Annotated in this window: 10 protein-coding genes; 4 read left to right on the forward strand and 6 right to left on the reverse strand. The window is 51.5% G+C overall.

What is annotated here, in order from left to right:
* Positions 1-547 precede the first annotated feature (547 nt).
* Positions 548-1258 (forward strand): DUF3581 domain-containing protein, encoded by a 711-nt coding sequence (locus L6J37_RS05205; RefSeq protein WP_192017132.1) that lies wholly within the window; start codon positions 548-550, stop codon positions 1256-1258.
* Between the two features lie 297 nt (positions 1259-1555).
* Complete coding sequence (gene rsgA / locus L6J37_RS05210; protein WP_237794412.1) at positions 1556-2614, forward strand: ribosome small subunit-dependent GTPase A; 1059 nt, start codon at positions 1556-1558, stop codon at positions 2612-2614.
* A gap of 62 nt (positions 2615-2676) precedes the next feature.
* Here the strand turns inward: rsgA and L6J37_RS05215 are convergent, their stop codons facing one another.
* The 4 genes from L6J37_RS05215 to L6J37_RS05230 form a co-directional block, all read right to left on the reverse strand.
* Positions 2677-4224, reverse strand: a complete 1548-nt coding sequence (locus L6J37_RS05215; RefSeq protein WP_237794414.1) for a BCCT family transporter — start codon at positions 4222-4224, stop codon at positions 2677-2679.
* A 233-nt stretch (positions 4225-4457) separates the two neighbouring features.
* The gene (locus L6J37_RS05220; protein ID WP_237794555.1) at positions 4458-5378 is read right to left on the reverse strand and encodes a Gfo/Idh/MocA family protein; all 921 of its coding nucleotides are present in this window, start codon (positions 5376-5378) and stop codon (positions 4458-4460) included.
* A gap of 96 nt (positions 5379-5474) precedes the next feature.
* Positions 5475-5831 (reverse strand): helix-turn-helix domain-containing protein, encoded by a 357-nt coding sequence (locus L6J37_RS05225; RefSeq protein ID WP_027252244.1) that lies wholly within the window; start codon positions 5829-5831, stop codon positions 5475-5477.
* 269 nt (positions 5832-6100) lie between these two features.
* A complete protein-coding gene (locus tag L6J37_RS05230) occupies positions 6101-6250 on the reverse strand; it encodes a hypothetical protein (RefSeq protein ID WP_237794415.1) in 150 nt (49 codons plus the stop codon).
* 355 nt (positions 6251-6605) lie between these two features.
* Here L6J37_RS05230 and L6J37_RS05235 point away from each other — a divergent pair, with 355 nt between their 5' ends.
* Positions 6606-7067 carry a DUF411 domain-containing protein gene (locus L6J37_RS05235; RefSeq protein WP_237794416.1) on the forward strand — a complete coding sequence of 154 codons (462 nt, stop codon included), beginning with the start codon at positions 6606-6608 and terminating at the stop codon, positions 7065-7067.
* A 62-nt stretch (positions 7068-7129) separates the two neighbouring features.
* Here the strand turns inward: L6J37_RS05235 and L6J37_RS05240 are convergent, their stop codons facing one another.
* The gene (locus tag L6J37_RS05240) at positions 7130-8092 is read right to left on the reverse strand and encodes a hypothetical protein (RefSeq protein ID WP_237794417.1); all 963 of its coding nucleotides are present in this window, start codon (positions 8090-8092) and stop codon (positions 7130-7132) included.
* A 177-nt stretch (positions 8093-8269) separates the two neighbouring features.
* On the opposite strand from L6J37_RS05240, the gene L6J37_RS05245 reads away from it, so the two are divergent.
* Positions 8270-8968, forward strand: coding sequence for a DUF2786 domain-containing protein (locus L6J37_RS05245; RefSeq protein WP_192017138.1), 699 nt, complete (start codon positions 8270-8272; stop codon positions 8966-8968).
* A gap of 111 nt (positions 8969-9079) precedes the next feature.
* Here the strand turns inward: L6J37_RS05245 and L6J37_RS05250 are convergent, their stop codons facing one another.
* Entirely contained in the window at positions 9080-26920 is a 17841-nt protein-coding gene (locus L6J37_RS05250) for a non-ribosomal peptide synthetase (RefSeq protein ID WP_237794418.1), read from the reverse strand.
* Positions 26921-26997 lie beyond the last annotated feature (77 nt).

The following is a 26997-nucleotide window of genomic DNA, read 5'->3' on the forward strand; positions in this document are numbered from 1 at the left end:
GAGCATAACAACAGTGAGCAGTCACCGGGGGAGTATTCATGCATCATGACGAAATGATCGTACCAAGCGCCGTTGGTCTTATCGGCCGGACAGCAAGTGTGGCCGGTTTCATCTTAGCGGCAGGACTGCTATTAATGCTCTTTTAAACTCTACTCACTGGCACATCCAACTGAACGTCAACTGCCTGAGCACAAACTGGCGTTCGAGAGCGAATGCATTGATAGTTGTAGACGACAATTAGTATCAACCACATGAGATAAAATTTGGGTACTCAGCCAGCAATACTGACAGAGTACCCATTAGCATGCAGTTTCCCTACCGCTTATAATATCTGGCTCTTCTACACGCACAGATGGGTGATTCAGCAGAGCTGATCACAGCTCAAAGGTCTCGGATATTACCCTAGTATGTGATTTGTTGCATCACTTTTGTTTTCACCTCTGAATCAAATCAGTGTTCTGCCACATTTTCAGCTGGCTAGACCATTTACTCTGTTGATATCAGGTAAACTACCAGGATTACGATGATCTAAGGTAGTTCCAACTCAATGTTTTTAGATTCTTACTTCGCCGAGCATAATGGTGCTTATACATTTACCCGCGAACAAGCCAGCCATTTTGCCAAAAAAGTCGCTGGCGATTTCAACCCAATCCACGATGCCGATAACAAACGTTTTTGTGTTCCGGGCGACCTCCTCTTTTCTGTCATGCTGGCAAAAACAGGATTGAGCCAGAAAATGCGTGTGGAATTTGCAGGTATGATCACTGATGGCGTAGCCCTGGCTATCAACACGAAATCATCCAACGATCTGTCACTCGTCGATGAAAAAGGCAAAGAATACCTTCACGTCCTTCGCGAAGGTGAAGTCACCCACAATGCCAGCCTTATCGAAACAGTTACCAAAAATTATGTGCAATTTTCCGGAAAGAATTTCCCGCACATCATGGTGCCTTTAATGGAGTCTAAGCAGGTAATGATCAATCCTGCCCGCCCGCTGGTTATCTATGAAAGCATGGAACTGGAATTCAGCCGGCTGGACCTTGAAGCGCCAACCGTTGAGCTTACTGATTCCATTCTCGAATCTGACGGTAAGCGTGGTAGCGTAACGCTGGCATTCAGCTTTACAGAGCACGGTGAAGTCGTGGGTGAAGGTCGTAAGCGTATGCTGATGAGTGGTCTTAAGCCATACTGCCAGAACGACATAGATGATCTGGTCGCCCGCTTTAACGCCAGAAAAGAAGCTTACCAGGCAGCATAATTTGACAAATGTGTCTGGAAACCTTAAACCGCTTCTAGACACACTTTACTCCGCCTGCTACATTTCATGCACTTAATACCTGTTTATTACTTTGGAGGACACAAGATGATTGTATTAACAACTCTCTGGGCACAGAAACAGGCAAAGAACCAGTAAGCGAAAAAGATAACAGGACACCCTCTCCGCTTCTGCCCTTTCCTCTTCTATTGCCCGGTTCTGAATAACCGGGGACATATTGCCCCTGAATTTTACCATTTCAGTTAATGACGCCTGTGCTGCGTCAGGGGTAAACACATCATGACAACAACGATTTCTACACCAACGTATTCTTTGCAAAAACTTGGTTGGAAACCTTATTTTCAACAGCTGCTGTCTCTCGATGAATGGGATCAGATGAAACCAGCCCGGGTATGTGCTTTACACAGAAACCGACTGGACGTTTTCTCAGAGCACGGCCATTTGTCGATACCTGTTCTGCCTAATATGCCTGAACTCGCTGTCGGAGACTGGATATTACTGTCTGGCGAAGACCATTTTGTCCGCCTGCTGGAGCGCTTTTCCCGCTTCTGGCGAAAAGCCGCAGGTAGCAAAATTGAAGAACAGCTCATCGCCAGCAATGTCGATACCGTTTTTATCGTCTGCTCACTGAACCAGGATTTTAATCTCAGTCGTATAGAGCGTTATCTGGCTCTTGCTCACCAGTCTGGTGTTGAGCCAGTTATTGTTCTGTCTAAGGCCGATTGTGTTGACGATCCCACCCTTTTCGTCGAACAGGTACGTCACATCGATAACATGTTATTGGTTGAGTACGTCAATGGATTAGACAGAGACAGTGTCGCTAAACTGGCACCTTGGTGCAGAACAGGTAAAACGGTTGCTTTTCTGGGCTCTTCGGGTGCGGGGAAATCCACCCTGGTCAATACCCTGCTTGCCACTGAAACACAGCAAACAGCCAGTATCAGGGAGGAAGACAGTAAAGGCAGACATACCACGACCGCAAGGTCACTGCATCTGATGCAAAGTGGCGGTCTTCTGCTGGACACACCTGGTATGCGTGAACTCCAGTTAGCCGACTGCAGTGAAGGTCTGTCAACCACTTTCGCGGATATAGAAACGCTGGCAGAACAATGCCGGTTTGGCGACTGTGCTCACCAGTATGAGCCTGGCTGCGCCGTACTGGCTGCCATTGAATCCGGCGCGCTTGAAGAACGCAGGTTGCGCAATTATCTCAAGCTGAATCGCGAAGTGACCTTCAATACTGCCAGCATTGCGGAGAAACGAGCCAAATCGAAACAGCTGGGGCGCATGTATCGTACGATACAAAGCACTAACCGGAAGCATAAAAATCGGGAGTAACCAGCAACGAATAAACAACGCCCTCCGAAATGAGGGCGTTGTTTCAGGGTGAAAAAGTCTTGCTACTCAGTAACCAGCAAACTCTCAGATGGGGCAACTTCTGTTTCTCGGTGTAGCCTGATGGCGGCCAGCGGACCAGTCAGTAATGTGAAGACCATAAGCAATGAAACAGGTACAGCCGTAATCACAATAAAAGATTGCAGGGCATTCAATCCCCCATCACCGGCCAGCAGTAATACCGCGGCCACAGCCCCCATTGCGATCGCCCAGAACAAACGATGCCCTCTGGCCGGTTCATTCTTACCTGAGGTCACCATCGCAATGGCATACGCCATAGAATCCCCGGTTGTGACAACAAAAGTTGTCGTCAGCACAAGAAAAGCCGGAATGAGCCATTCGCTGAAAGGCAGTTGAGACAAGGTTGCTAATAACACTGCAGGCAAGCCCCCTTCACTTAAGGGTTCTGAAATGACACCAGGTTGAGTCAGTTCAAAATAAATACCTGAGCCGCCAAGCACAGTAAACCAGAAATGGGTCACCAGAGGCGCACCGATAGCCACTGTCATGACCAGCTCCCGAATACTGCGGCCAACCGTGATGCGGGCAATAAAGATTGCCATCATAGGCGCGAAGCCGATAAACCACCCCCAGAAAAACCATGTCCACCAGGCGTTCCAATCCGGAGAAGCGTTTGTCAGGCTCATCGCAGGAAAGTGCTGGATATAAACAGTCATCGCTTCGGCAAACTTTTCAAAGATGAAGCCCGTTGGCCCCAGCAATAACATAACCACCAGCAGCAAGACGGCGACGATCACATTAAAGCGACTCAACCACTGCAGTCCCTTATCCATCCCTGTCGCTGCAGATAAGGAATAAATTGTGACCACTACCGCCAGCAAACCAATCTGAGTCAGTACCGAGTTATCCAATCCGGCAACAACATGCAGGCTGTAACCCAGTTGTGAGGCTAAAAAGCCTATCGGTCCGATTGTGCCAGCGGCGACGGCAAGTATTGAGCTTGCATCAATCACCGAACCCAGCCAGTGATTTTCCAGCCGGTCACCCACCAGCGGATACAACAAAGCTCTCGGTCTGAGCTTGATCCCTTTCTGATGGTGCGCATACATCAGCACGATTGTTGCTAATGTACCCAGCACAGCCCAGGCCAGAAATCCCCAGTGCAAAAAGCTTTGACTCAGCGCAGGCGCAGCCGTTTCTGGCTGACGCGCCGCCAAGCCATCAAAGGATGGCGGCGTGGTCACGAAGTGATAAATAGGCTCAGCTGCAGACCAGAACACGCCGCCACCAGCAAGCAGAGTGCACATGATCATGGCAGTCCAGCGAAACTGACCGATTTCAGGCCGTTTTGTATTACCGAGCTTTATTTTGCCCAGGGGCGACAGCGCCAGACACAGTGCAAGAATAAAGTTCAGTACCATCAGCCATTGCCAAAAGTAGCCGAAACTAGCGGTTGAAAGTGCAAAAAGGGATTGGATGGAAGAGGATACCCATGACAGGTCTACCAGCGCAGCAATCAGGAACAGACTGAGGAAACCAATGGTTAGAGCTGAAACCATTTTATCAGCACTATTTCGTTCGGAGGTTTGCATAAAATTCTCACCAGTTGTGTGAGGGGACGCACATTACCAGCTTAGAAACAGTAAATCTAACTCCATTGGTCAAATTAAGCTCAAAAAACAGCCAAAGAGAAGTAAGTGGTGAATTATTGAACAGGTAAACAAACCTGCATTGAATTTCCTTGCATTCTGAAAAAAGTTTGAACTCGAACCAATTTCCAATAACCAGACCCGTCAGATCTGGTTAAATTCAAGGGTCTCTGAGGCTATGGTTTGACTTTCTGGCAGATGGCTTCAGCAAGATAGTGAGTATTCAGGTTTCGTGCCACCAGAGAGGCTTCCATTTTTCCGTTCGCCACCACATCCAGCCAGTGGGCAATCATGGCAGTAAACCCTTTACTATCGAGCATGGGGGTCCAGTCTGGCAGCGCCAGCGCCTGTTCACGGCCTTCATCCCATTGCTTACCCGTTACCAGGGAATCAAAATGACAGGTCAGATTCTCATAGTTGATCGTCACATGTTCTGCTGTCACGCCATTCAGTCGATTCATTGATGCCTGAAATATGGCTTCATCAAGCTGCCATTCAACATCCAATCGCGCAAGTTTTCCCTGGTGAGACTGAGTTACAATATGCAGATCATTTTCACTCACCTGCCCGGAAATATTCACGCTGTCCAGCGCATGGATAAAATCATCAAACACAAAGGTTCGGGTATCACCGGGCAGATTCAGTCGGTGTTTTTGCCATTTCAAACCCAGTAATTTCTTACCCTCAGTCACTGACGAATCGCTCAGATAAGGCTTTATCAGTGGTAAATATCGGCGATTAAAACCAAGGAACAATGGGCATTGTTTTTCTTCGGCCAATTCATAAAGAGTCTCACACTGCTGGTAATTATCGGTAAGAGGCTTATCAACGAAAACGGCAATGCCTTGGTTCAGAAAAAAGCGCGCAATATCAAAATGGGAAGAGGTTGCGCTGTGAATCATGACACCGTCTACGCCCAGCGTCACCAGTCCGCGATAATCTGTCACCGCATCCTGAATTCTGTGTGTTCGGACAAGTTGCTTTAGTGTGTCTTCATTGCGGGTACAGAATACCAGCTCAAGGTCCGGCCATTGAGTGAGTACAGGCAAATACGCTTTGCGAGCTATATCCCCTAAACCAATAATGCCAATCTTCATCATTCCTCCTTGTTAAAGCCCAAATGGCCGATACAAAAAAGCCCTCGTCTGTGACAAGGGCCTGATTCGCTGATTTGCAAACAACACGTGAACTGATCAGTGAGTTGTCACGCTGTGCTCATATTCAACAACGATTTGATTGCCACTATATCGCACATTTTTGATATTGCCATCAACTATATACGTATTTGTTAATGTGACAGTGTTAGGCAAACTGCTGCCAATCTGCTCCCTCAGAGAAGGAATGGTAAGTACAGGATCAACACCCATATACTGACAGAACTGACTGACAAAACGATGTTCAAGCGGTAAGTTACCACGCAGAATGTCAGAGAAAAACAGCTGGCTTACCCCAAGTTTCTTGGCCATTTCAATCTGAGTCACCCGCATTTTTGCCTTATAGCTCATCCATGTTTCATAGAGTACTTTTCTGTCTTCTTCTGTGTATTGCATACCTGTTCCTAGCGCAAAAAAATGTCAATTCACCGCAATTAAAGCCTAAACCCTGTCAGGAAATGTCAGAAAAACGTTAGGCTTGTTCCAAATGCGACCCTCGCAAACCCGCATAGAATCTGGGTACAAGGCAGTTCCCTATCTTTCAGCAAGTTAGAAAACTTACCGTTTCTTGATTTTGGTTATGAATCCAATTTGTACTGGGGTTATAATCTACAACATTGATCATTAAGGAAGACACTCGCTGACAGCATGTTGACTCAGTTGCTTCACCAGCCGCATTGTTCAACGAACAGGATAATCATTGTTATCTTGTGCCTGCTGTTGCTGCCGATCAATAACGCCAGTGCAACTTTATTCCCGGCAGTCATGTCAGACGGATGTCCGTCGGTAATGACAAACTCAGACTGTTGTGCCAATACTGTTACCTTACTTGCGAGTAAAGCACCCCATACCTCCTGCCAGGACGAGCTTCTGCATTCGGGGTGCTTACAGCATTGCCAGTCTTCCTGCCATACCACATTGATTCTTCCCGCTATTTTAGCGGCTCCAGTTTTGATGGCTGCAAGCCACAGTAACCATCCCTATTTATCAGGGTACTGGGACGAACCGGTCTCAACACTGTTACGGCCTCCTATTCATCTGTAACACAACGCTATTTTATGTACTGCCTGAGTAACGCTTTCGATGAGTGTAGCTTTTCGATTGGCGCTGCCCGATTAAAGACTGCTGAGCCTGTATGCCCAGCATCACAGATGAATAAAAGGTTAAATGATGAAAAAATCACAATATCTCCTGACTGCCACACTGTTACTGGCGGCTTTCCCCTCGATAGCTGCCGATACGATCAAGGGAAAGAATTACCAGTCTCCGTCCTGCGGTTGTTGTAAAGATTGGGTAAAACACATGAACAGTAATGGTTTTGAGATTGAAATGAACATGGCAAATAATCTCCATCCAATCAAACAAGCCAATGGGATACAACCTGAGTATGCATCCTGTCATACCGCTATTATTCAGGGGTACGTCTTTGAAGGCCATGTACCTGCGCAAGATGTGCAACGATTTCTGAAGAAAAAGCCCGCCAATCTGAAAGGCCTTGCTGTGGCTGGTATGCCGATGGGCTCACCGGGCATGGAGTATAACGACCAGAAAATGCCGTATGACGTCGTCGCATTTGATGAAGAAGGCAACACAATCGTCTGGGCCAGCCATAATCAGGCTCAGACTCAATAAAGTGCAGATAAAGGCCAGGTATTCTGGCCTTTTTTCTTTAACTACCTGAGTTTTTTTAAAGCTTATTTCTTTAGCAACTTAGCGAACCATTGCCTGTTGGGATCCTGAGTGAGCGCCCAGTGGGTATCCTCTTCTCTCTTCTCCAGATAAACCTGCAAGCCTGTGAAATAACGAAAAGCTGTCAGTTCTGAATCCTGACTGAAATGCGCCAGAAAAGCGTCTTCCAGTTCGGCCAACTGCGCCAACGTTGTCACACCGTTTTGCAAAGCCCATTGCACCGCATACGGAGAAACTTCGGTGCGAAAAAGTATCTGGGGTTCAATATACTTGATGCCAACCTCAATGCCCTGACTGAGCGAGACTGTCTGTTCAGATTCTGCCTCTTCCTGCAGTCTTTCTCGCAAACTGGCCAGACTGACAGCACGCTGAGTTTCTGAATAACCATGGGTGGTTTTACAAAAGCGGATAGCAAACCCTAACTGGTGACGTCCAACCAGCTCTAAAGTTTGTTCAAGGTATTCCTGCGGAATCACGTAACTTTTGGCCAATTGCTCAACGGCCTGTGAAATATTGGGATAAATAATACCATTATATTCAACCTGAAAAGCATTACTTAGCTGCCCCACCGGCTGACCATCAATCGCCAGCGGCCAACCCGGATAATTAACTCTGTCCCGTGCAATTTCAAACATCATCCAGGCGCTGTGTTTAAAGCCTTCAAATGCCTTACCTTCCAGTTCAGAGTCTTCCAGCTCTTCTCTGCTCCATTGTGCACCTATCTGTAAATGCTTCTGATACTGCTGATGCAAGCGCCCTTTCACTCTGTCACGCAGTATATCCAGCCCGCTTGCTTTGGTGCGGGAACAAAAGCCATAGCATTCTTCGCAGCAAGGTACTTTGACCGGCGGATCATTATCATAGTTAGGCTCAGGACGGAACACATGGCATTCATAGTAAGGCTCACCGCAAAACCAGCAGGTATGGCGAAATTCAAATGGCACATCGATAGACTGGACAATCGTCATTACTTAGCTCGGTTTGATTTGCAAAAAGTGCGGCTCATTATGCGGTTCAACCACAATCAGTACAAGGCAAGCCCTTCATTTCCCATTCATCGCAAAAGAATACCAACAGAGAACTTTGCCTTCCTGATAGCGAACACGCTAAAATACGTGACCGTTTTTTTAATGTGAGTGGTGTGGATGTCTGAACAAAAGCGAAAGGCACTGAAAAAAATAGCCAAATGCCTTGAGTTAGGTAACTCGGCCAACGTCAATGAAGCAGCGCAAGCCATCAAAATGGCTCATCGCCTCATGCTCAAGTACGGCCTGGAGCAAGATGACATTGAATTCATCCAAATGGGCAAAACAAAATCAGCCACCCTGTTACCGTCAGACATCAGTTCACACATTTTGAAAATCATTCGTGGGATCAACCGCCGCTTTGGTGTCGAATGTGTGCTGACCAATTACAAAGGACTCAAACAGGCTGAGTTTATTGGCGTGGCCGAACGTGCAATTTTCGCCGCTTTTGCCTTCGATGTCGTGTACCGCGAAATGAACCAGCAAACCGGCCAGTTCCGTAACAGCTTTGCCGGCACAGGAGCCAGTACAACCGAAGTCACACGCCGTGTTTCCTCTTTCCTTGCAGGCTGGATAGAAGGCGCGCTGGAAAAGCTGCCGATGCTGAACACTGATGATGACCATGACAAACGCATGAGTAATTTCATCGACCGTGAATTTGAAAACCTGGATCGTGAAACCTTCAAAAAACAATTACAGGAAGCCATGAAGGCGATGACAGATGATTACGAGAAAGGCATGAAAAAAGGCCGCTCTATTTCGGTTAACCGACCGGTCGGCGGAACACGCAAAGAAGCAACCAAGCTGCTGGAGCAGTAACTGCACAGCGTACAACATCATTAAAGAAACAGCATAATTAAACAACAAAATAGTCAAAAAATCCGGTGCCTGTCAAAGCACCGGATTTTGAGTCTTTCCAGAGTGATTCAGTTACCGCGTATTCTCTGTATCCATCGAGCGGTTAACTAAAGTATCAGCCGATATTTCCTGCAACACCGCATCAATACATTCCCCTAACCGGCGCCGATTCTCAGCATCCGCCATCATAGTGACATGATCGCCATCCACTTTTTTCACAATCAGCGAATGTGTCGGTAAATGGTGTTCCCATCCAAGTGCCGAGTTATCCGTGCGGTTAAAGTCCTGAGGTTTGATAGCTTCCCAATACCGAATCAGATCATCACTGCGCATGGGAGGCATGTCTTCTTTTGCTTTGAATAAATGCACTGCCAGTTCCGATGGCGAGAGAGTTGTTGCGCCAACCAAAGTCGCATAGTGATAACGCTGGTTCCACAACAACAGCTCTGCCTGATGATCATCCATCTGTGTACTGATCCCCCTATCTTTCAACGTCCTGAGCACAGCCTGTAGCGGCATATCACGCAACTGTGCCAGCAAGGCCAGATCAAGCTCTGCATGTTCCACTTCGAACCAGCTCAGGAAAAGGGCTGTTACGCTGCTCATCGCCTGTTGAGGCCGCATGGTATCAAACAGTCCCAGCAGGGCCACTTCTTCCCCTTCCCTTTGCAATTGCAGTGCAATCTGGTAAGCAAGAATACCGCCAGACGAATACCCGAACAGGTGGTACGGCCCGCACGGCTGTATTTTACGAATCAGCGCTATGCTGGCTGCTGCCATGCCATCCATGGTTTCAGGCAACGGCTGAGCCATATCCGGCCAGGGTACGGCATAGACAGGGTGATCCGGGTTAATGACTTTCGCTATCTCATACACGTAAGAATGATCGCCAAAGCCTGTCGGCAGAAAGAACAAGGGTGGACGTATGCCACTGCGTCGAGCCGGTAACGCGCTTAACGGACGTCGCTCACCGAACTGGTTATCGAGCTGCTCAGCCAAGTCGGCCAGTACCGGATGATCGAATATGGCCTGTACCGGAAAACTCAGGCCAAGCGACTGTGCCATACTCACCTGACGCACCGCCAGCAGGGAGTGACCTCCCAATTCAAAGAAATGATCGTAACGACCCACCTGCTCCATTCCCAGCAAATCTCGCCACAGTTGAGCCAGCATGACTTCAGTGTCTCCCTGAGGCGGCACATAGCCTGCATCTGTAAAAGCCTGACCTTGCGGTGCAGGTAAAGCACGTCTGTCCACCTTACCATTCGGTGTCAGCGGCAGACATTCGAGCCATATGTAAGCCGAGGGCAGCATATAAGCCGGTAAAGACTCCGCCAGATACTTGCGCATTGCCGGTGTTTCCGGGGCTGATGCACCGTCATCGAGTGTCAGCCAGGCAACCAGTTGCTGACCATCCCCAAGATAATTTACATCGACCACCACATCACGAACCGCATCATGTGCACGCAGATACTGCTCGATTTCGCCCATCTCGATCCGGAAGCCGCGAATTTTCACCTGCCGGTCGTTGCGTCCCTGATATTCCAGACTACCATCCGGCAGATAACGCACCAGATCACCGGTCCGGTACATGTTTGCTCCCGCATTGAACGGATCGGGCAGGAACCGCTCGGCACTCATTTCCGGACGATTCAGATACCCCAGAGCCACACCGACACCACCTATGTAAAGCTCACCCACAGCGCCACGAGGAACAACCCGCCCTCGCGCATCCAGTACATAAGCACGCGTGTTACCTATCGGCTTACCTATAGGTAAACGATCGTGGCCATCAAAATGCTCTATATGTGCCGTGGTAGCAAAGGTCGTTGTTTCGGTTGGCCCGTAGGCGTGGATCAGTTTCACCGGCCCCTGGTATTGCAGCAGCTTCGCGAAAGCGGCCGGATCTTCCTTCTCGCCGCCGCAAATCAAATACCTGAGTTGAGACAAAGTGCTGCCAAGGGTATGAACATATTGATTAAACAAAGCGGTTGTCAGGAATAAGGCCGTGATCTGCTGCCTTTGCAATACCTCAGCAAAGGCTTTGGCATCCAGGACAGTTTGCGGGGAGATGACCACCAGCTGACCGCCATTGAGCAAGGCTGACCACACTTCCATCGTTGACGCATCAAAGGCCGGATTCGCTGCAAACGCGACAATGTCTGTCTCGTCGAAGCCCGCATAACCGTTGTTGATCACAAGCCGGCTGATACCCTGATGCGGTGTCATCACACCTTTAGGCTGTCCGGTCGACCCTGAGGTATACATGATATATGCCGTTGCTGTACTTGACCGCAGCCGTTCAGGATTGTCAGTGCGCTGACTGCGCTCATCGGCTAAGACATAAGACAATGCATCATCACCCGGCTGTTCTGTAATGACGATACATGCACCGCAATCACTGATGATCCATGCCTGCCGGGATTCCGGTAGTTTGGGATCAATAGGCACATAAACCGCGCCGGCCTTGAGTACAGCCAACTGTGCCACAACCAAATCCAGACTGCGCCCCAGCCTGACCGCCACAGGATCACCGGCTTGGAGACCCCGTTCAATCAGGACATGGGACAGTTGGTTAGCCTGAATATTCAACTCAGCATAACTGACAGATCGCAGACCATCGGTAACGGCAATCGCATCAGGATTAGCGCGTACCTGCTGTTCAAACACAGTGTGCACACAGCAGTCTGCCGGGTAAGCCATGGTCGTCTGGTTCCAGGTTTCCAGCTGCAAGCGATACTCAGCATCGGTGACAATGTCCAGCGTATTAACAGGCATGTCAGGCGTTGTGTCCAGAGCATGAGACAGTGAAGTCAGCGCCTGCAACATATATTCGCAAACCCTGGCTGCCTCAACCGGCTGACTGATTTGCGCCGTCAGACCAAGTGAATCACCGCCATCTTCAACTGACATAACGAAGGGATAATTGGTCCGTTCCTCAGCACTGAGCAGTTCAATGCCTGCCGGTAATATTAACTCGTCACCCTTGTTATGGCGGTAGTTCAGTAATGCACTGAACAATGGCGTTCCTGCCGGCAGACCACTGCAGCGCTGAGCCAGCGCCAGAGGCGCATGTTCATGCTCAAGCAAACCACTTACATTCTGGTGTGCCTGCTGCACCGCACTCACTACATCCTTATCATTAATATCCAGGCGAAGCGGCAGAGTGTTAATGAACAGTCCCATCGCCTGCTCTGCACCTTCACCGGCCTGCATCCGGCCAAGCAATACAGTGCCGAATACCACAGTATCCCGGCCCGTAACGCGAGAGAGCACCTGTGCCCAGGCCAGATGACAGAGGCTGGCCAGGCTGACCCCCAGCTTGCGTGCCTGCTCTCGCAAAGCACGATTGAGATCGCCGGGAACAGACAAGTGAGAAGTCACAACACGTGCGCCGTCTCCCCGAACATCGCTCAGCCCGAATGGCAGCACAGGCTCCTCGATATCAGCCAGCAGCTGGCGGAAAAACACCTCATGTTGTGCCTGGCTCATACCCAACCGACTTTGTGCAATCACGTTTCGGTATGGTGGCGCGACCGCCAGTTCGCTGGCTCTGCCAGCCAGAATAGTGTCAATCTCACTTTCTATCAGGGCAGACGTTGAATGATCGCCAATCAGATGGTGCCATTGCTGCAGCATTAACCAGCGACCGTCTTCGTCCTGACTTACCACCATATTCAGCAGTGGCGCCTTCGTCAGATCCAGACGGGAACACCGGGAGTCAAAGCGAGCCAGTAACTGCTCGGCCACTGGCCCGTCGGCCGGATTCAACGCTACCTCACTAACAGGTAAGGTGGCATTGCGCCAGACCACCTGTACAGATTCAGACAGACCATGGCTGATAAAAGCAGAGCGCAAAATATCATGACGATCAACTACTTGCTGCATAGCCGACAACCAATTGTCGAGCCGCTGGCGATTGTCAAAGCGCAGTAAAGCGGACAGCAGGTAGGTATCACCCTGTTCATTCAGTAAATGGTGGAAGTAAATCCCTTCCTGCAATGGCGACAAGCCATAGATATCCTGCACATTGCCCACACCGCCCGGAACCGTCGCCACTACCTGATCAATGTCCAGCTGATTCAGATCTGCCAGTGGTACTAACTCAGGGATAATACTTTTGGTGTCGACAGTGATCCGGTTCTCCGGAATCCGGACTTCCTGCTGTGAACCCAATGCTGAAGCCAGTGAGGCCAGCGTGGGGGCAGAAAACAGCGTTTTGACATCTGCGGCAAGCCCATAGCGACGGAGTTCAGCCATCAGTTTCACCACAAGCAAAGAGTGGCCACCCAACTCGAAGAAATTGTCATTCCGGCCAATGTATTCGCGTTCCAGTATTGTTGCCCAGATCTTAGCAAGCAAGATTTCCGTTTCACCCTGTGGCGCCGTATAAGCACGGCCAGCCTCAGCTTCCGGCAAAGGCAGCGCTCGGCGATCCAGTTTGCCGTTAGGGGACATAGGCAGCGCTTTCATGCGGACAAAATCTGACGGGATCATATATTCCGGCATACGCGTGCTCAGGAACAGGCGTAATTGATCAGTGAAAACAGACCATTCACTGTTCGCCTCCACCGAATCCTCAGGAACCACCCAAGCTATCAAACGTTTATCACCGCTGGTTCCTGCCGGCGCATCAATAACCACATCCTTTAACGCGGGATGAGCACCAAGCTGAGTTTCGATTTCGCCCAGTTCAATACGGAAACCACGGATTTTCACCTGATGATCATTACGTCCGAGAAATTCCAGACTGCCGTCAGCAAGATAACGCGCCAGATCGCCGGTGCGATACATACGTCCAGGCGGATGGAAAGGATCGTCAAGGAAACGCTCAGCCGTTAACGCTGGCTGATTCAGATAACCACGAGCCACCTGAACCCCGCCGATATACAACTCGCCAACAGCTCCCTTGGGTACAGGATTCCCGTAGTCATCCAGCAGATAGACGCGGGTATTACTCACCGGACGGCCAATCGAGGGAGCCGGGGCGTTGAGATCCAGCGGCATCGAAGTTGCCACCACAGTCGTTTCGGTAGGACCGTAGTTATTGACGACTGTGAGTCCCGGCGGAACATTCAGCGGCCAGCGGCGGACACTGTCTCCACCAATCAGCAACTTACGTAACGACTGAGGTACCATTTCGTTTGCCAGTGCGACTTCAGCAAGCGGTGTCACCATAAAAGACACCTGCGCGCCACTGTTTTGCCACCAACGCAACAAGGCATCACTGTCACCTTTTACTTGTAACGGCGGCAGCAGCAGCGTTCCGCCCAGCGACAAAGCAGGCCAGATCTCCCAGACACAGGCATCAAAACCCAGTCCCGCCATACAAGTGCTCTTCTCCCGAGCCTGCAACCCGGTTGCTTCAGCATGCCAGCCAATCAGATTCATCAGCTGAGCATGTTCAACCATCACCCCTTTAGGATGACCGGTAGAACCTGAGGTATACACCACATAGGCCAGATGCTCAGGACGAACCATCGTCTCTGGCGCACCAACAGACAAAGGTGTTGCCAGCGGCTCATCCAAAGCCAGAACAGGCACCTGCACATCACCCAGTGACTTACGGCCAGCCGAGTCGGCCAGCAAAAGCACCGGGGCGCTGTCTTTCAGAATATAGTGAAGCCGTTCAGCCGGATAATCCGGATCCAGCGGCACATATGCTCCTCCCGCCTTTAACACGGCCAGCAGTGCAACGATCATATCTGGCTTGCGGACAGCGCACACTGCCACTCTTGTTTCGATGCCGACACCACGGGCAATCAGTCCATGGGCTAATCGGTTTGCCCGGTTGTCCAGCTGGCCGTAGCTCAGAACTTCATCACCGCATACCAGGGCAACGGCCTGAGGAGAGCGGCTGGCCTGCTCTTCAATCAATTGATGCACACTGGCAGAGCCGGGATACACACGTTCAGTCTGATTCAGGTTATGAAGCAACAGCTTACGTTCGCTGTCAGGCAATATATCAACCTGCGACACCGGCTGGCTGACATCGGCCGCCATCGCTGTCAGCACCGCCAGCAAATAATCACTAAAGCGATGTACTGTCTCGGCCTCAAACAATGCAGTGGCAAAATTCAGCATACCTGTGATCTGCTCACCGCTCTCTTCCAGTGCCAGGGTTAAATCGAATTTGGCAATATCGTAACCGAGACCGGCCTCGGCCACCTCCAGCCCTGGCAGCGAGATATCACGCACAGTGTTATCCTGCCAGGACAGCATCACCTGAAACAGCGGTGTTCTGTCAAGCTGCCGAGGCGGATTGAGCGCCTCCACCACCTGCTCAAAAGGTAAGTCACTGTTTTCACGTGCCGCAAGCACGGCCTGTCTGACCCTTGTCAGCAAGGTATCCAGAGAGGGATCCTCACGCAGGTCGATATGCAGGGCCAGTGTACTGACAAAGAAACCGACAATAGGCTCTACCTCCAGCCGCCCGCGGTTTGCATCAGGCATACCTATCACAACCTGCTGCTGCCCCGACAGCCGCGACAGCACGATCCCCCAGGCAGCCAGTACCGTCATAAACAGTGAGGTTCCGTGCTGTTTGCTGAGATGGCGTAATGACTGCGTCAGCGCCTCATCAATCTCAAGCGGCACCTCTGCGCCGGCAAAAGACTGAACCGGAGGGCGTGGTTTGTCCGTCGGCAATGTCAGTTGCGTCGGTGCATCGGCCAGCGAGTTACGCCAGAACTGTGCCTGCCTGTCCAGCTTATCCTGACTGAGGTGCTCTCGCTGCCAATGAGCATAGTCAGCATACTGCAGCCTGAGCGGCGACAGAGGATTTTCCCGGTTGTGACTAAACGCCTGGTATAGCTCACCCAGCTCTTTCAGCAGGATTTTGGTTGACCAGCCATCTGAGACTATGTGATGGCAAACCAATACAAACAGAGTGTGATTATCTGTGATCTGCCAGACATGGGCGCGGACCAGTGGTCCCTCAGACAAATCAAACGGTGCAGTCATCTCGCGACGAGCTTGAACCAGCGCCTGACGCCGGGCGTTCGCTTCCGGTTCGGCTCGCAAATCATGCCATGACAGAGGCATAGCCTGCTCAGGCAGGAAACGAACCTGAGGCTGATCTCCCTGCGTTGCTACAGTACTGCGCAGGCTTTCATGACGTGAATACAATGCATCCAGACTTTGGCTGAAAGCGGCTTTATCTATCAGCCCCGTCAATGTCAGTGCTACCGGGATATGATAGGTCTCACTGGTGCCTTCGATCTGACTCAGAAACCACAGCCTTTGCTGGGCAAACGATAAAGGCACTGGCTCTTGCCTTGAAACAGGCGTAACAGGACGCTGCCGGATATCTCCCTCACCCTGCAACTCTTCAGCCAGCGCATGCAGTACAGGCGTAGAGAACAGAGATGGCAGCGACAGTGTCCAGCCAGCCTGTTCAATCCGGTTAGCCAGTTGTACCGCCAGCAGAGAATGCCCGCCCAGGTCGAAGAAATTATCATTGCGACCCACAGATTCCACACCCAGCAAAGAGGCCCACAAGGCAGCCAGCAAGCCCTCTTTTTCGCCCTTCGGCGGCTCATAAACTTCGCGGATCCCTGTCTGCTTTTCCGGTGCCGGCAGAGCACGTTTATCCAGCTTGCCATTGGTTGTCAGTGGCATTTCGTCCAGACAGACGAATGATGCGGGTACCATATAGTCCGGCAGACGGTTTGACAGGAACTGACGCCATTGAACGGCCAGTGTTTCCCTGTCAGTCTGACCCTTAGGGACAACCCAGGCCACCAGCCGTTTATCGCCATCAGCTGCCTGCCAGGCATCGACGGCCACATTGGTCACATTCTGATGGGCAAGCAGTGCTGCTTCCACTTCACCGCATTCAATGCGGAAACCACGAATTTTGACCTGCTGATCATTACGTCCTAAATACTCCAGCTCACCGTTCGGCAGATAGCGAGCCAAATCGCCCGACCGGTATAAACGCCCACCGTCATGAAACGGATCGTCAAGGAAACGCTCTGCATTCAACGCTGGCCGGTTCAGATAGCCGCGTGCGACACCGTCACCGCCCACATACAATTCACCAACCGCTCCATACGGCACCGGCTGACCGTGCGGATCCAGCAGATACAAACGAAGATCAGAGAGACGATGCCCGATCGGGCTGCCGCTGGCATGAATATCTGACGGTGACATGGCCCGATAAGTCACATGTACCGTTGTTTCAGTAATCCCGTACATATTCACCAACAACGGCGCATCAGCACTGTGGCGGTCGTACCAGGGCGTGAGATCGACCGGGTTGAGCATTTCACCGCCAAAGACGATGTATCTGAGCTGGTGCGGTGTATCATCCTGCGCTTGAATAAAGGCTTTGAACGCGCTCGGGGTCTGGTTCAGCACGGTGACACCGCTCTGGCAGACAAGGCGGTAAAAATCCTTTGCAGAACGGGCTGTTGTCTGTGGCACCACCACTAACCGGCCACCGTGTCTCAGCGCCCCCCAGATCTCCCATACGGAGAAATCAAACGCAAAGGAGTGGAACAGACACCAGACATCCTCAGCATTGAAACCGAAATCGGCATCTGTGGCAGTGAACAGACGGTCAACCTGACGGTGCTCAACCATCACTCCCTTGGGCTGGCCTGTTGAGCCGGAGGTGTAGATAACATAGGCCAGATTGGCCGGTGATAAACCCGCAACCTGCGGATCACGGCTATCCCCTGCCAAGGGCTTATCCAGCGACAACAAAGGGATCGCCTGTTCTCCGAGAGCAGAACGACCCGCTTCATCAGCCAGTAACAACACAGGCGCAGCATCCTGAACAATGTATTGCAGACGTTCGCCGGAATAAGCCGGATCTAACGGCACATAGGCTCCACCTGCCTTGAGAATGGCGAGAATAGCAACAACAGTGCCGATTCCCCGCTCTGTACACAGCGCAACCAGAGTATCAGGCCCGACTCCACGTGCAATCAGTTCATGAGCGAGCTGATTGGCCTGCTGGTTCAGAGACTGATAACTCAGTTGCTGGTCGCCGGACACCAGAGCGATGGCATCCGGTGTTTTCGCTGCCATGGCTTCAAATCTATGGTGGAGACAACGCTGCTCTATAATCTGATTTTCAGACTGATTACTACCATCTAATAACCACTGACGTTCAGCTTCCGGGAGAAGGTTAATGCGGTTAACCGGCTCTGACACATCTTTTGCTATCGCGATCAGTACCTGATGCAGATACGCAACATAACGTTCAGCCGTAGCCCGATCGAACAAAGCGGTTGCGAAATACAATGCCCCTGCGACTTCCTGCCCGTGATCGGTGAGATCCAGCGTCAAATCATACTTAGCGGCCGCGTAGCCCGGCGCAAGAGGTTCCGCATCCAGTCCCGGTAAGCGAATGTTATGGGCTGTATTCTCCTGCCAGGTCAGCATCACCTGAAAAAGTGGCGTATAAGCACGTTGTCGTGGCGGATTAACCTGCTCAACCACTTGTTCAAACGGCAAGTCGCCATTTTCCTGCCCCAGAAGCAATGTCTCGCGAACTTGTTGTAACAGTGCCGGCCACTCAATGTCGCCGGACAAATCCAGTCGCAACGCCAGTGTGCTGACAAAGAAACCCATCATGGGCTCGGTATCTAACTGCCTGCGATTGGCATCCGGCGTACCAATAACAACATCCTGCTGCCCCGAAAGTCGGGACAGCACTATGCCCCAGGCAGCCAGTACAGTCATAAACAAGGTGGCACCATTACGCTGGCTGAACTGGCGTAATGCCTGGGCCAGTTCGGCCTCCAGCCGTATCGCAACCTGATCACCGGCAAACGACTGCACGACAGGACGAGGACGGTCTGTCGGCAACGTCAGTAATACGGGTGCATCACTCAGCTGTTGCTGCCAGTAATCTGCCTGGCTCGACAGTCGCTCGGGCGTCAGCCACTGACGTTGCCAGCTGGCATAATCCGCGTATTGCACTGATAACGGGCGTAGCGGATTCTGTTCGCCTTGTGTAAATGCCTGATACAAAGCTGCCAGTTCACGCAACAAGATGCCGTTAGACCAGCCATCGGATACCAAGTGATGACAGGTAAAGGTAAAGATCTGCTCGTCATCACTGAGCCGGATAAGGCTGACACGCAGCAAGGGACCATTCATTAAGTCAAACGGTCTGCTCGCTTCACTCGCGGCGATCTGGAGCGCCTGCGCTTCTGCCTTGTCTGAATTGGATAATTGACGCAAATCATGCACAGTCAGCGGCAGTTCCGCCGCAGGCAGGATCTGGGCACAGGGCAGGCCGTCCTGACTGCTAAACACAGTGCGCAACGCTTCATGGCGCGCATAAATGGTATCCAGGCTACGTTGCCAGGACGGGATATCCAGCGAACCCCGTAAACGCACCGTCAGTGGCATGTGATAAATTTCACTCATGCCATCCAGCTGTGTCAGGAACCATAATCGTTGCTGGGCAAATGACAATGGCAGCCGTTCACCGCGCACAACGGGCTCAATGGACGGTAATCCTTCTGTATTGTCTGTCGTCAGCTGACGGGCCAGTTGATGCAGCACAGGATTGGCGAACAACGCCGACAGAGCCAACGGCTGCCCTAACTGCTGCATCCGGTTAGCCAGACGTACGGCCAGCAACGAATGGCCTCCCAGCGCGAAGAAATTATCATCCCGGCCTACCCGCTCCACTTCAAGCAAAGCTTCCCACAAAGTTGCCAGCCGCTGCTCAGTTTCATTTACGGGTGGCATATAGTCAGCACGTGACTGGCTCTGCGCCTGAGGATCCGGTAATGCACGGCGATCCAACTTGCCATTGGGTGATAACGGTATTGTGTCAATCGGCATAAAGGCCACAGGTACCATGTAGTCCGGTAGCAGACCTGTCAGATAGTCCCGCAATCCGGCTCCGTCCGGTTCACAACCCTCACCTGACACAAACCAGGCGATCAGGTGCTTGTCACCATGTCTGTCACTGCGGGCGTCCACAACGGCATCGAGCACCTGCGGGTGCGTCTGCAATACGGCCTCAATCTCACCACATTCAATACGGAAACCGCGGATTTTTACCTGCTGATCATTACGGCCCAGATATTCAATGTTGCCATCCGGCAGGTAGCGTGCCAGATCACCGGTCCGGTACATACGTCCGCCATGTTCGGCATTGAACGGATCACTGAGAAACCGTTCAGCGGTCAGCTCAGGACGATTCAGATACCCGCGTGCAACCTGTATCCCCCCGATATACATTTCACCCACTGCGCCTAAAGGCACTGGCTGACCATATTTGTCTAACAGATAAATACGGGTATTCGCCACCGGGCGACCAATAGGAACGGTCACCAGATTTGTCTCGCGAGAACAATGCCAGGCGGTAACATCAACTGCGGCCTCGGTCGGCCCGTAAAGGTTGTGCAATTGTGCATGTGGTAACTGACGGTAACATGCCTTCACTAAAGAGGCAGGCAGCGCCTCGCCACTGCAGATAACCCGCGCGACAGGCTGACAGCGTTCTGCCGCGCCGCTGTAGGCCAGAAAACTTTGCAGCATAGAAGGCACGAAATGCAGGGTTGTTACTCCATAACGGGCAATAGTACGGCTGAGATAATCCGGATCTTTATGCCCTTCAGGACGTGCCATCACCAGTCTGGCCCCATACATCAACGGCCAGAAAAACTCCCAGACCGACACATCAAAGCCAAACGGTGTTTTTTGAAGGACCGTATCCTCTGCGGTCAGCCCATAAGCTTCCTGCATCCAGATCAAGCGGTTAACTATGCCCCTGTGCTCATTCATCGTGCCTTTCGGTTTACCTGTTGAACCCGATGTATAAATGACATAAGCCAGATTGTCCGGCTGGGACTGTGGCACTGGATTCTCGCAGCTCACACCAGATGGCTGGTTGCCGTTTAACGACATTTCAGGAATAGCGTGCTTGCCGAGCGCATTGCGCCCGGCTTCATCAGTCAGCAGCAAGACGGGATCAGCATCTTGCAGAATGTACTGTAACCGCTCGCCGGGATAAGCCGGATCCAGGGGAACATAAGCGCCACCGGCTTTCAGAATACCAAGCAGGCCGATCACCATTGCCAGACTTCGCTCAGCACAAACAGCTATCCTGCTATCTGGGCCAACACCAAGTGCTATCAGTGTGTGCGCCAGTTGGTTTGCTTTCTCATTGAGCTGGGTATAGCTCAATGTCTGATCGTCACAAGCTTGATCTTCACAGACCTGATCGTCATAGACCAAGGCAACGGCATCTGGTGTGCGTGCCACCTGCGCTTCGAACAAGGTCTGCAGGCACTCGGACTGAGGATAATCCCTGGCAGTGCTGTTCCAGCCATTGACGAGTATGGCATACTCATTGTCCGGCACAATCGGCAGTTCACAAACCGGAAGATCCGGCGTATAAGCCAGCGCATTGGTCAACGCACTCAGCGCCTGCTGCATATAACCGCATACCCGTTCTGCCTCTATCGGCGCAATGACCTGAGCCGTGATAGATAGCATGTCCAGACCGTCATCCACCGACAGTACAAAGGGGTAGTTGGTTCTTTCCTCTGCGGAAATCAGACTCACCCCTTCAGGCAGAGGCAGGTTATCACCTTCGTTGTGGCGATAATTGAGCAATGCACTGAATAATGGCGTTCCTGCCGGTAAACCACTGCACCGCTGCGCCAGCGCCAGTGGGGCATGTTCATGAGCCAGCAGAGCACTCAGGCTTTGATGGGTCTGACGAACGGCGTTTTCTGTACTGCGGCTATCCATTTCCAACCGCAAAGGCAAGGTGTTGATAAAGAGTCCCAACGCACTTTCAGCCCCTTCGCCGGATTGCATGCGACCCAGCAACACAGTGCCGAAAACAACACTGTCCTGACCGCTGGTTCTCGCCAGTACCTGCCCCCACGCAAGGTGACAAAGGCTGGCAAGGCTGACCCCCAGTTGTTTTGCATGTACCCGCAACGCCCGATTCAAATCAGCGGGCAGCGTCAGGCTTGCTTCATTGGTTTGCAAACCATCACCGTGAACATTGCTCAGACCAAAGGGCAGCACAGGTTCAGACATATCAGCCAGCATGCGACGGAAAAATGTTTCATGCTCGCTGTCACTGACGCCCAGCCGGGCTTGTGCCACCGCATTGCGAAATGGTTGTGCGGGTTTCAGTGCCGCTTCGTTACCTGCCATGATTTCGCAGACTTCTTCAACCATCAAGGCCAGCGTCGTATGATCACCAATAAGGTGGTGCCATTGTTGTAACGCGCACCAGCTGCCATCTTGCTCTTGCGCAATTACAACATGCAGTAACGGTGCCTGAGTCAGATCCAGTCGGGTATGACGGGGATCATAACGCGATGCCAGTTGCTGGCTGATCTGCCCCTCCGCCGGGTCCAGCACCAGCTCTGTTGCATTGAAATTAGCCTGCCGCCACACAACTTGTACCGGAGACGCTGTACCAGTTGCCACAAAAGCAGTGCGCAGAATGTCATGCCGAGTGATAACCTGCTGCATTGCAGCCAACCAATTATCCAGACGGGACCGGCTGTCAAACTGTAAGGTAGCGGACAGCAGGTAGGGATCGCCTTTTTCTGCTAACTGATGGTGAAAATAGATCCCCTCCTGTAACGGAGAAAGTGCATAGATATCCTGCACATTAACGACACCGCCCTGCACACTGTCAGTGATCGCAGTAATCTCTTCCTGAGCGAGATCGGCCAGAGGCAACATGTCTGGCGTGATTGTTTCACTGCCAACCCGAATTCTGTTTTCAGGTACGGCCACATCGGCCTGGGGGACTAGCGTCTGAGCCAATACCGACAGCGTCGGTGCAGAAAACAATGCCTGCAAATCTGTCGCCAGACCGACCTTACGCAGTTGAGCCAGCAATTTGACCACAAGCAATGAATGGCCACCTAATTCAAAAAAGTTATCATCGCGGCCTACACGCTCAACACCCAACAGATCCTGCCATATACGCGCCAGTAACAATTCTGTTTCACCCTCGGGAGCGACGTAAATCATTCGTCCGGTTTCGGTCAAATCAGGCGCTGGCAGTGCACGGCGGTCCAGCTTGCCGTTCGGCGACAAAGGCAAGGCTTTCAGGCTGACAAACACAGTGGGAATCATATAGTCTGGCAGGCATCCCGCGAGAAACGCTGACAGCTCGGTATTCAACTCTCCCCATCCGGACTCTTCTGCTGGTACCAGCCAGGCAACCAGCCGTTTCTCTCCTGTACTGTCTGACAGTGCATCGACAACCGCATCACAGACAAATGGATGGGACACCAGCTGCGCTTCGATTTCGCCGGGCTCGATCCGGAAACCCCGTATTTTCACCTGATGGTCATTCCGGCCCAGGTATTCGAGGCTGCCATCAGGCAAATATCGGGCTCGATCACCGGTTCGGTACATTCGCCCTCCCGGCTTAAATGGATCGTCAAGAAATCGCTCAGCAGTAAGTTCAGGCTGATTCAGGTAACCGCGGGCAACCTGCTCACCACCAATATACAATTCGCCTATCGCCCCCAAGGGTACCGGCTGCCCCGACTCATCCAGTAAATAGGCACGCGTATTAGCGATCGGGCGGCCAATCGATGGCACTACAGCACCAGTGTGCGGATTCCCCGATGTGGCAACAACAGTGGTTTCTGTCGGGCCGTAATTATTCAATAATGTCAGGCCATGCGGGATGTTCAGCGGCCAACGGCGAATACTGTCGCCACCAATCAGCAAAGTTCTCAGTGCCACAGGAAGATGACCGGCAGCAAGGGCGACTTCAGCCAAAGGCGTCACCATGAAAGATATCTGTGCGTCGCTGTTACCCCACCAACGCAACAGCGCATCACTATCACCGGATACTTCTCTTGGCGGTATCAGCACTGTGGCGCCCAATGACAAAGATGGCCATATTTCCCATACACAGGCATCAAAACCCAGACCTGCCATACAAGTAGTGCACTCTCCGGCTTTCAGTTCTGTTGCCTCGGCATGCCAGTAAATCAGATTGAGCAACTGGCCGTGTTCGACCATCACCCCTTTGGGCTTACCCGTTGACCCTGAGGTGTATACCACGTAGACCAATTGATTGGGTTGGACCTGTATCGCCAGGTTTTCAGATGAAATCGTCGCAGGTAACGTTGCTTCCAGATCCAGCACAGGAACAGGATGCACACTTAACGCCGAACGGCCAACGGCATCGGCGAGCAACAACACAGGACGGCAATCATTAAGAATATACTCGAGCCGCTCACCAGGGTAACTGGGATCTAATGGAACATACGCCCCTCCGGCTTTGAGTACCGCCAGCATTGCCACAATCAGTTCCGGGCTGCGCGTGGCACAGATTGCTACCCGGGTTTCCGCCCCCACGCCATAAACCAGCAGTTCATGCGCGAGGCGGTTTGCCCGCGTATTGATCTCGGCATAACTGAATTCGGCGTCTCCGTAACGCAGAGCAATGGCATCAGGCGTTTTGTCCGCCTGCTCCTCAAACATGGCATGAACGTAACTCACCGGCGGGAAGTCAGCCGCTGTTACATTCATCTCCTCCAGTAAATAATGACGTTCGTTCGCATTCAGCAAACACAGCTCACTTACCGGGGTATCAGGTTCATTACGCGCTTGTTCAAGGACAAAAAGCAGGTGTGTACTGAGCCTGTCAACCTGCTCAGTTCCAAGTACTGCCTCATCATACAGCCAGCGGAATCTGTTCCCTGCTTTATCGATTTGCAGCAGTGCGCCGGCATCTATCGGGCAGTCAGTAGCGGCAGAGATATCAGAAATCAATTCAATCGTCAGTGGCCACCAGACGGTTGGCGACAGTAAAGCATGGAGCTCAGGATGGAAAGGCAGATGCGCCAGCACACGGTCACATTCCGTTTTCAATAATTGCTGGGTAGCTGAAAAATGCTGCGTCATATCCAGAGAAACATGCACCGGCAACACAGCATCGGCTAACAGACTGTCTACTTGCCTCTGTAACCAGCCAATCTGGAAATCGGTTTGATCTCCCATTCGGGCAAGATAAACAGCGACAGCGCTCAGAAAAGTCGGCAGATCGGTCTTGCCCACAAACTGCCAGGCTGTAGCTTGCCAGTTTGTCTCTGACGGGGCGATTTGTCGGGCCGGAAATGCCGAAGGTATGGGTTGCTCCAGACGGGCTTGCCAAAAAGAAGCAAAGCCTTTCCCTTCATCAAACAGCGCAGTCAGGCGGGAAGCCTGCTCTTTGCTGAGCACAGGCAGACGCTGCCCCGGCTCCAGCTTATACTGACGTGCAAGCTGTTTCCCTGATTGCACTTTTCCGGATGCGTTAAACCAGCCACCAATGCGTACAATTCCCTGAGCTGTCGCAATCTCCCACCCCTGATCGTCAATATGCAGTATCGTGCCTGGTAAAGCCGTGGTTTGGCCTTCGCACACATCCACAGTGTCGATACCGAGCACACCATCCTTCAGTGCCAGCTTAACCGGACAAGATTGCGAAGGATGACCTATGGCATAAGACAGCCGTTCCAATACCTGAGCGGATTGGTCCCAGCACAGCACCCCACCCGCAGCAGGCTGAAGACGGGATACATAAAAATTATCCTGCAAATCCGCCTCATCCGCTTTGGCAGCAAGACGTACAACATCTTCAAGCTGGCTGTCTGGTTTATGACAAAGCGACTGGAGAATGAACTGAAAGCGGCGCTGCAGGTTATCAAGCTGCGCCAGTGAATGGATATGCGGCGCATCGACAAACATGACATCCAGTTCCTGTGCCTGTCTGTCTTCAAAAAACAGAATCTGAATATCGCTGACCGAGATATTTCCGCCATAATGCCAGCGTGTTTTACATTGCCAAAAGCTATCACCGTTATCAAAAGCGACAATATTAATCGCAGGGCCAAACCAGGATACATCAGCAGCGTTCCTGTCCCGCCGGATATCCTCGCCCCGGTAGAGTTGACGCCGAACCGTTTTCCCCATTTCGGCTGTCACCTGCCGGGCCAGATGCTCAAGCGTGTCATCAGGGGTTAAGCGCAGAATCAGCGGAACCACATTCGCGGTCATACCTATGCCACTGCGCTCCCGGGTCCCAGCTACCGGCAGACTGAAATTCAACTCGGTATGACCTGTAACACTATAAAAACAAGCCGCCACTGCCGTTGTCAGCAGGTGTGCGCGGTGAACACCAATTTGTGCAGCACATTGATCAATCTGATCCAAATCTGCCTTGTCGAGCACATATTTACTGATGTTCATTTCTGAATAAGGGACGTGTTTTTCTTTGCGGGTCAGAGTGTGAACGGAAGACGCGGTATACTGCTTCCAAAACTGACTATCCTTGCCTAGCCTCGCCGAACCCCGATATTTTTTATCGTTCTCATAGAGTTGGGTAAAGCCACAGCTTTCAAACTCAGGAATAGGTTGTTGGCTCGCCAGCGCATTGTAAGTCAGCACAATCCGGCGGCTGAACTCTTCCCCGCCTCTGCCATCAATCAGCATGTGATGTAAGCGGCGGTAAAAAATGCACTTCTCTGGTGCCAGATTCAGTACAGCAAAATGATACAAATCGTGCTCAAGGACAGAAACGGCCCGGTCAGCGTCATCACGCATCCATGCTATAGCAGTGTCCAATGGATTATGGCTGGAGGAGAAATCATAAAAATACAGCGGCTCAGCCGTCTGCTTGGCATGATATTGATAAAGTTCCCCCTCCTTTTCAACAAATCGCGCCTGAAGAGCGGGTATATCGTTAATTGTTATCTCAACGGCCTGGCGCAGCAACTCAACATTCAATGGCCCATCTATCACGCCATAACCCCAGAAATTAAAGGGCTGCGTTTGAGACATGGTTTCGCTAAGCCAGAGTTCATGCTGGGCCGTGGTAATCCCATGCAAAGTATGTTGCTCTTCACCGACAAAATAAAAAGATTGAAGGCTATTATCGTTTAACTGAGCCTGTTTATTCATAATATTCCCTATCTTATTGTCAATACGCAATGAAACTCACCGTACAGCCAACATAAAAATGCACCAACCGACAGAAC

Origin of the sequence: Photobacterium sp. WH77 (assembly GCF_022014395.1) — a bacterium.
In the GTDB taxonomy this organism is placed as follows: domain Bacteria; phylum Pseudomonadota; class Gammaproteobacteria; order Enterobacterales; family Vibrionaceae; genus Photobacterium; species Photobacterium arenosum.

Bases quoted from the DNA above. Each gene is read 5' to 3' on its own strand.
- L6J37_RS05250 (WP_237794418.1), bottom strand. From the start codon at position 26,920: ATGAATAAACAGGCTCAGTTAAACGATAATAGCCTTCAATCTTTTTAT.
- L6J37_RS05240 (WP_237794417.1), bottom strand. From the start codon at position 8,092: ATGACGATTGTCCAGTCTATCGATGTGCCATTTGAATTTCGCCATACC.
- L6J37_RS05225 (WP_027252244.1), bottom strand. From the start codon at position 5,831: ATGCAATACACAGAAGAAGACAGAAAAGTACTCTATGAAACATGGATG.
- L6J37_RS05245 (WP_192017138.1), top strand. From the start codon at position 8,270: ATGTCTGAACAAAAGCGAAAGGCACTGAAAAAAATAGCCAAATGCCTT.
- rsgA (WP_237794412.1), top strand. From the start codon at position 1,556: ATGACAACAACGATTTCTACACCAACGTATTCTTTGCAAAAACTTGGT.
- L6J37_RS05205 (WP_192017132.1), top strand. From the start codon at position 548: ATGTTTTTAGATTCTTACTTCGCCGAGCATAATGGTGCTTATACATTT.
- L6J37_RS05235 (WP_237794416.1), top strand. From the start codon at position 6,606: ATGAAAAAATCACAATATCTCCTGACTGCCACACTGTTACTGGCGGCT.
- L6J37_RS05215 (WP_237794414.1), bottom strand. From the start codon at position 4,224: ATGCAAACCTCCGAACGAAATAGTGCTGATAAAATGGTTTCAGCTCTA.
- L6J37_RS05220 (WP_237794555.1), bottom strand. From the start codon at position 5,378: ATGAAGATTGGCATTATTGGTTTAGGGGATATAGCTCGCAAAGCGTAT.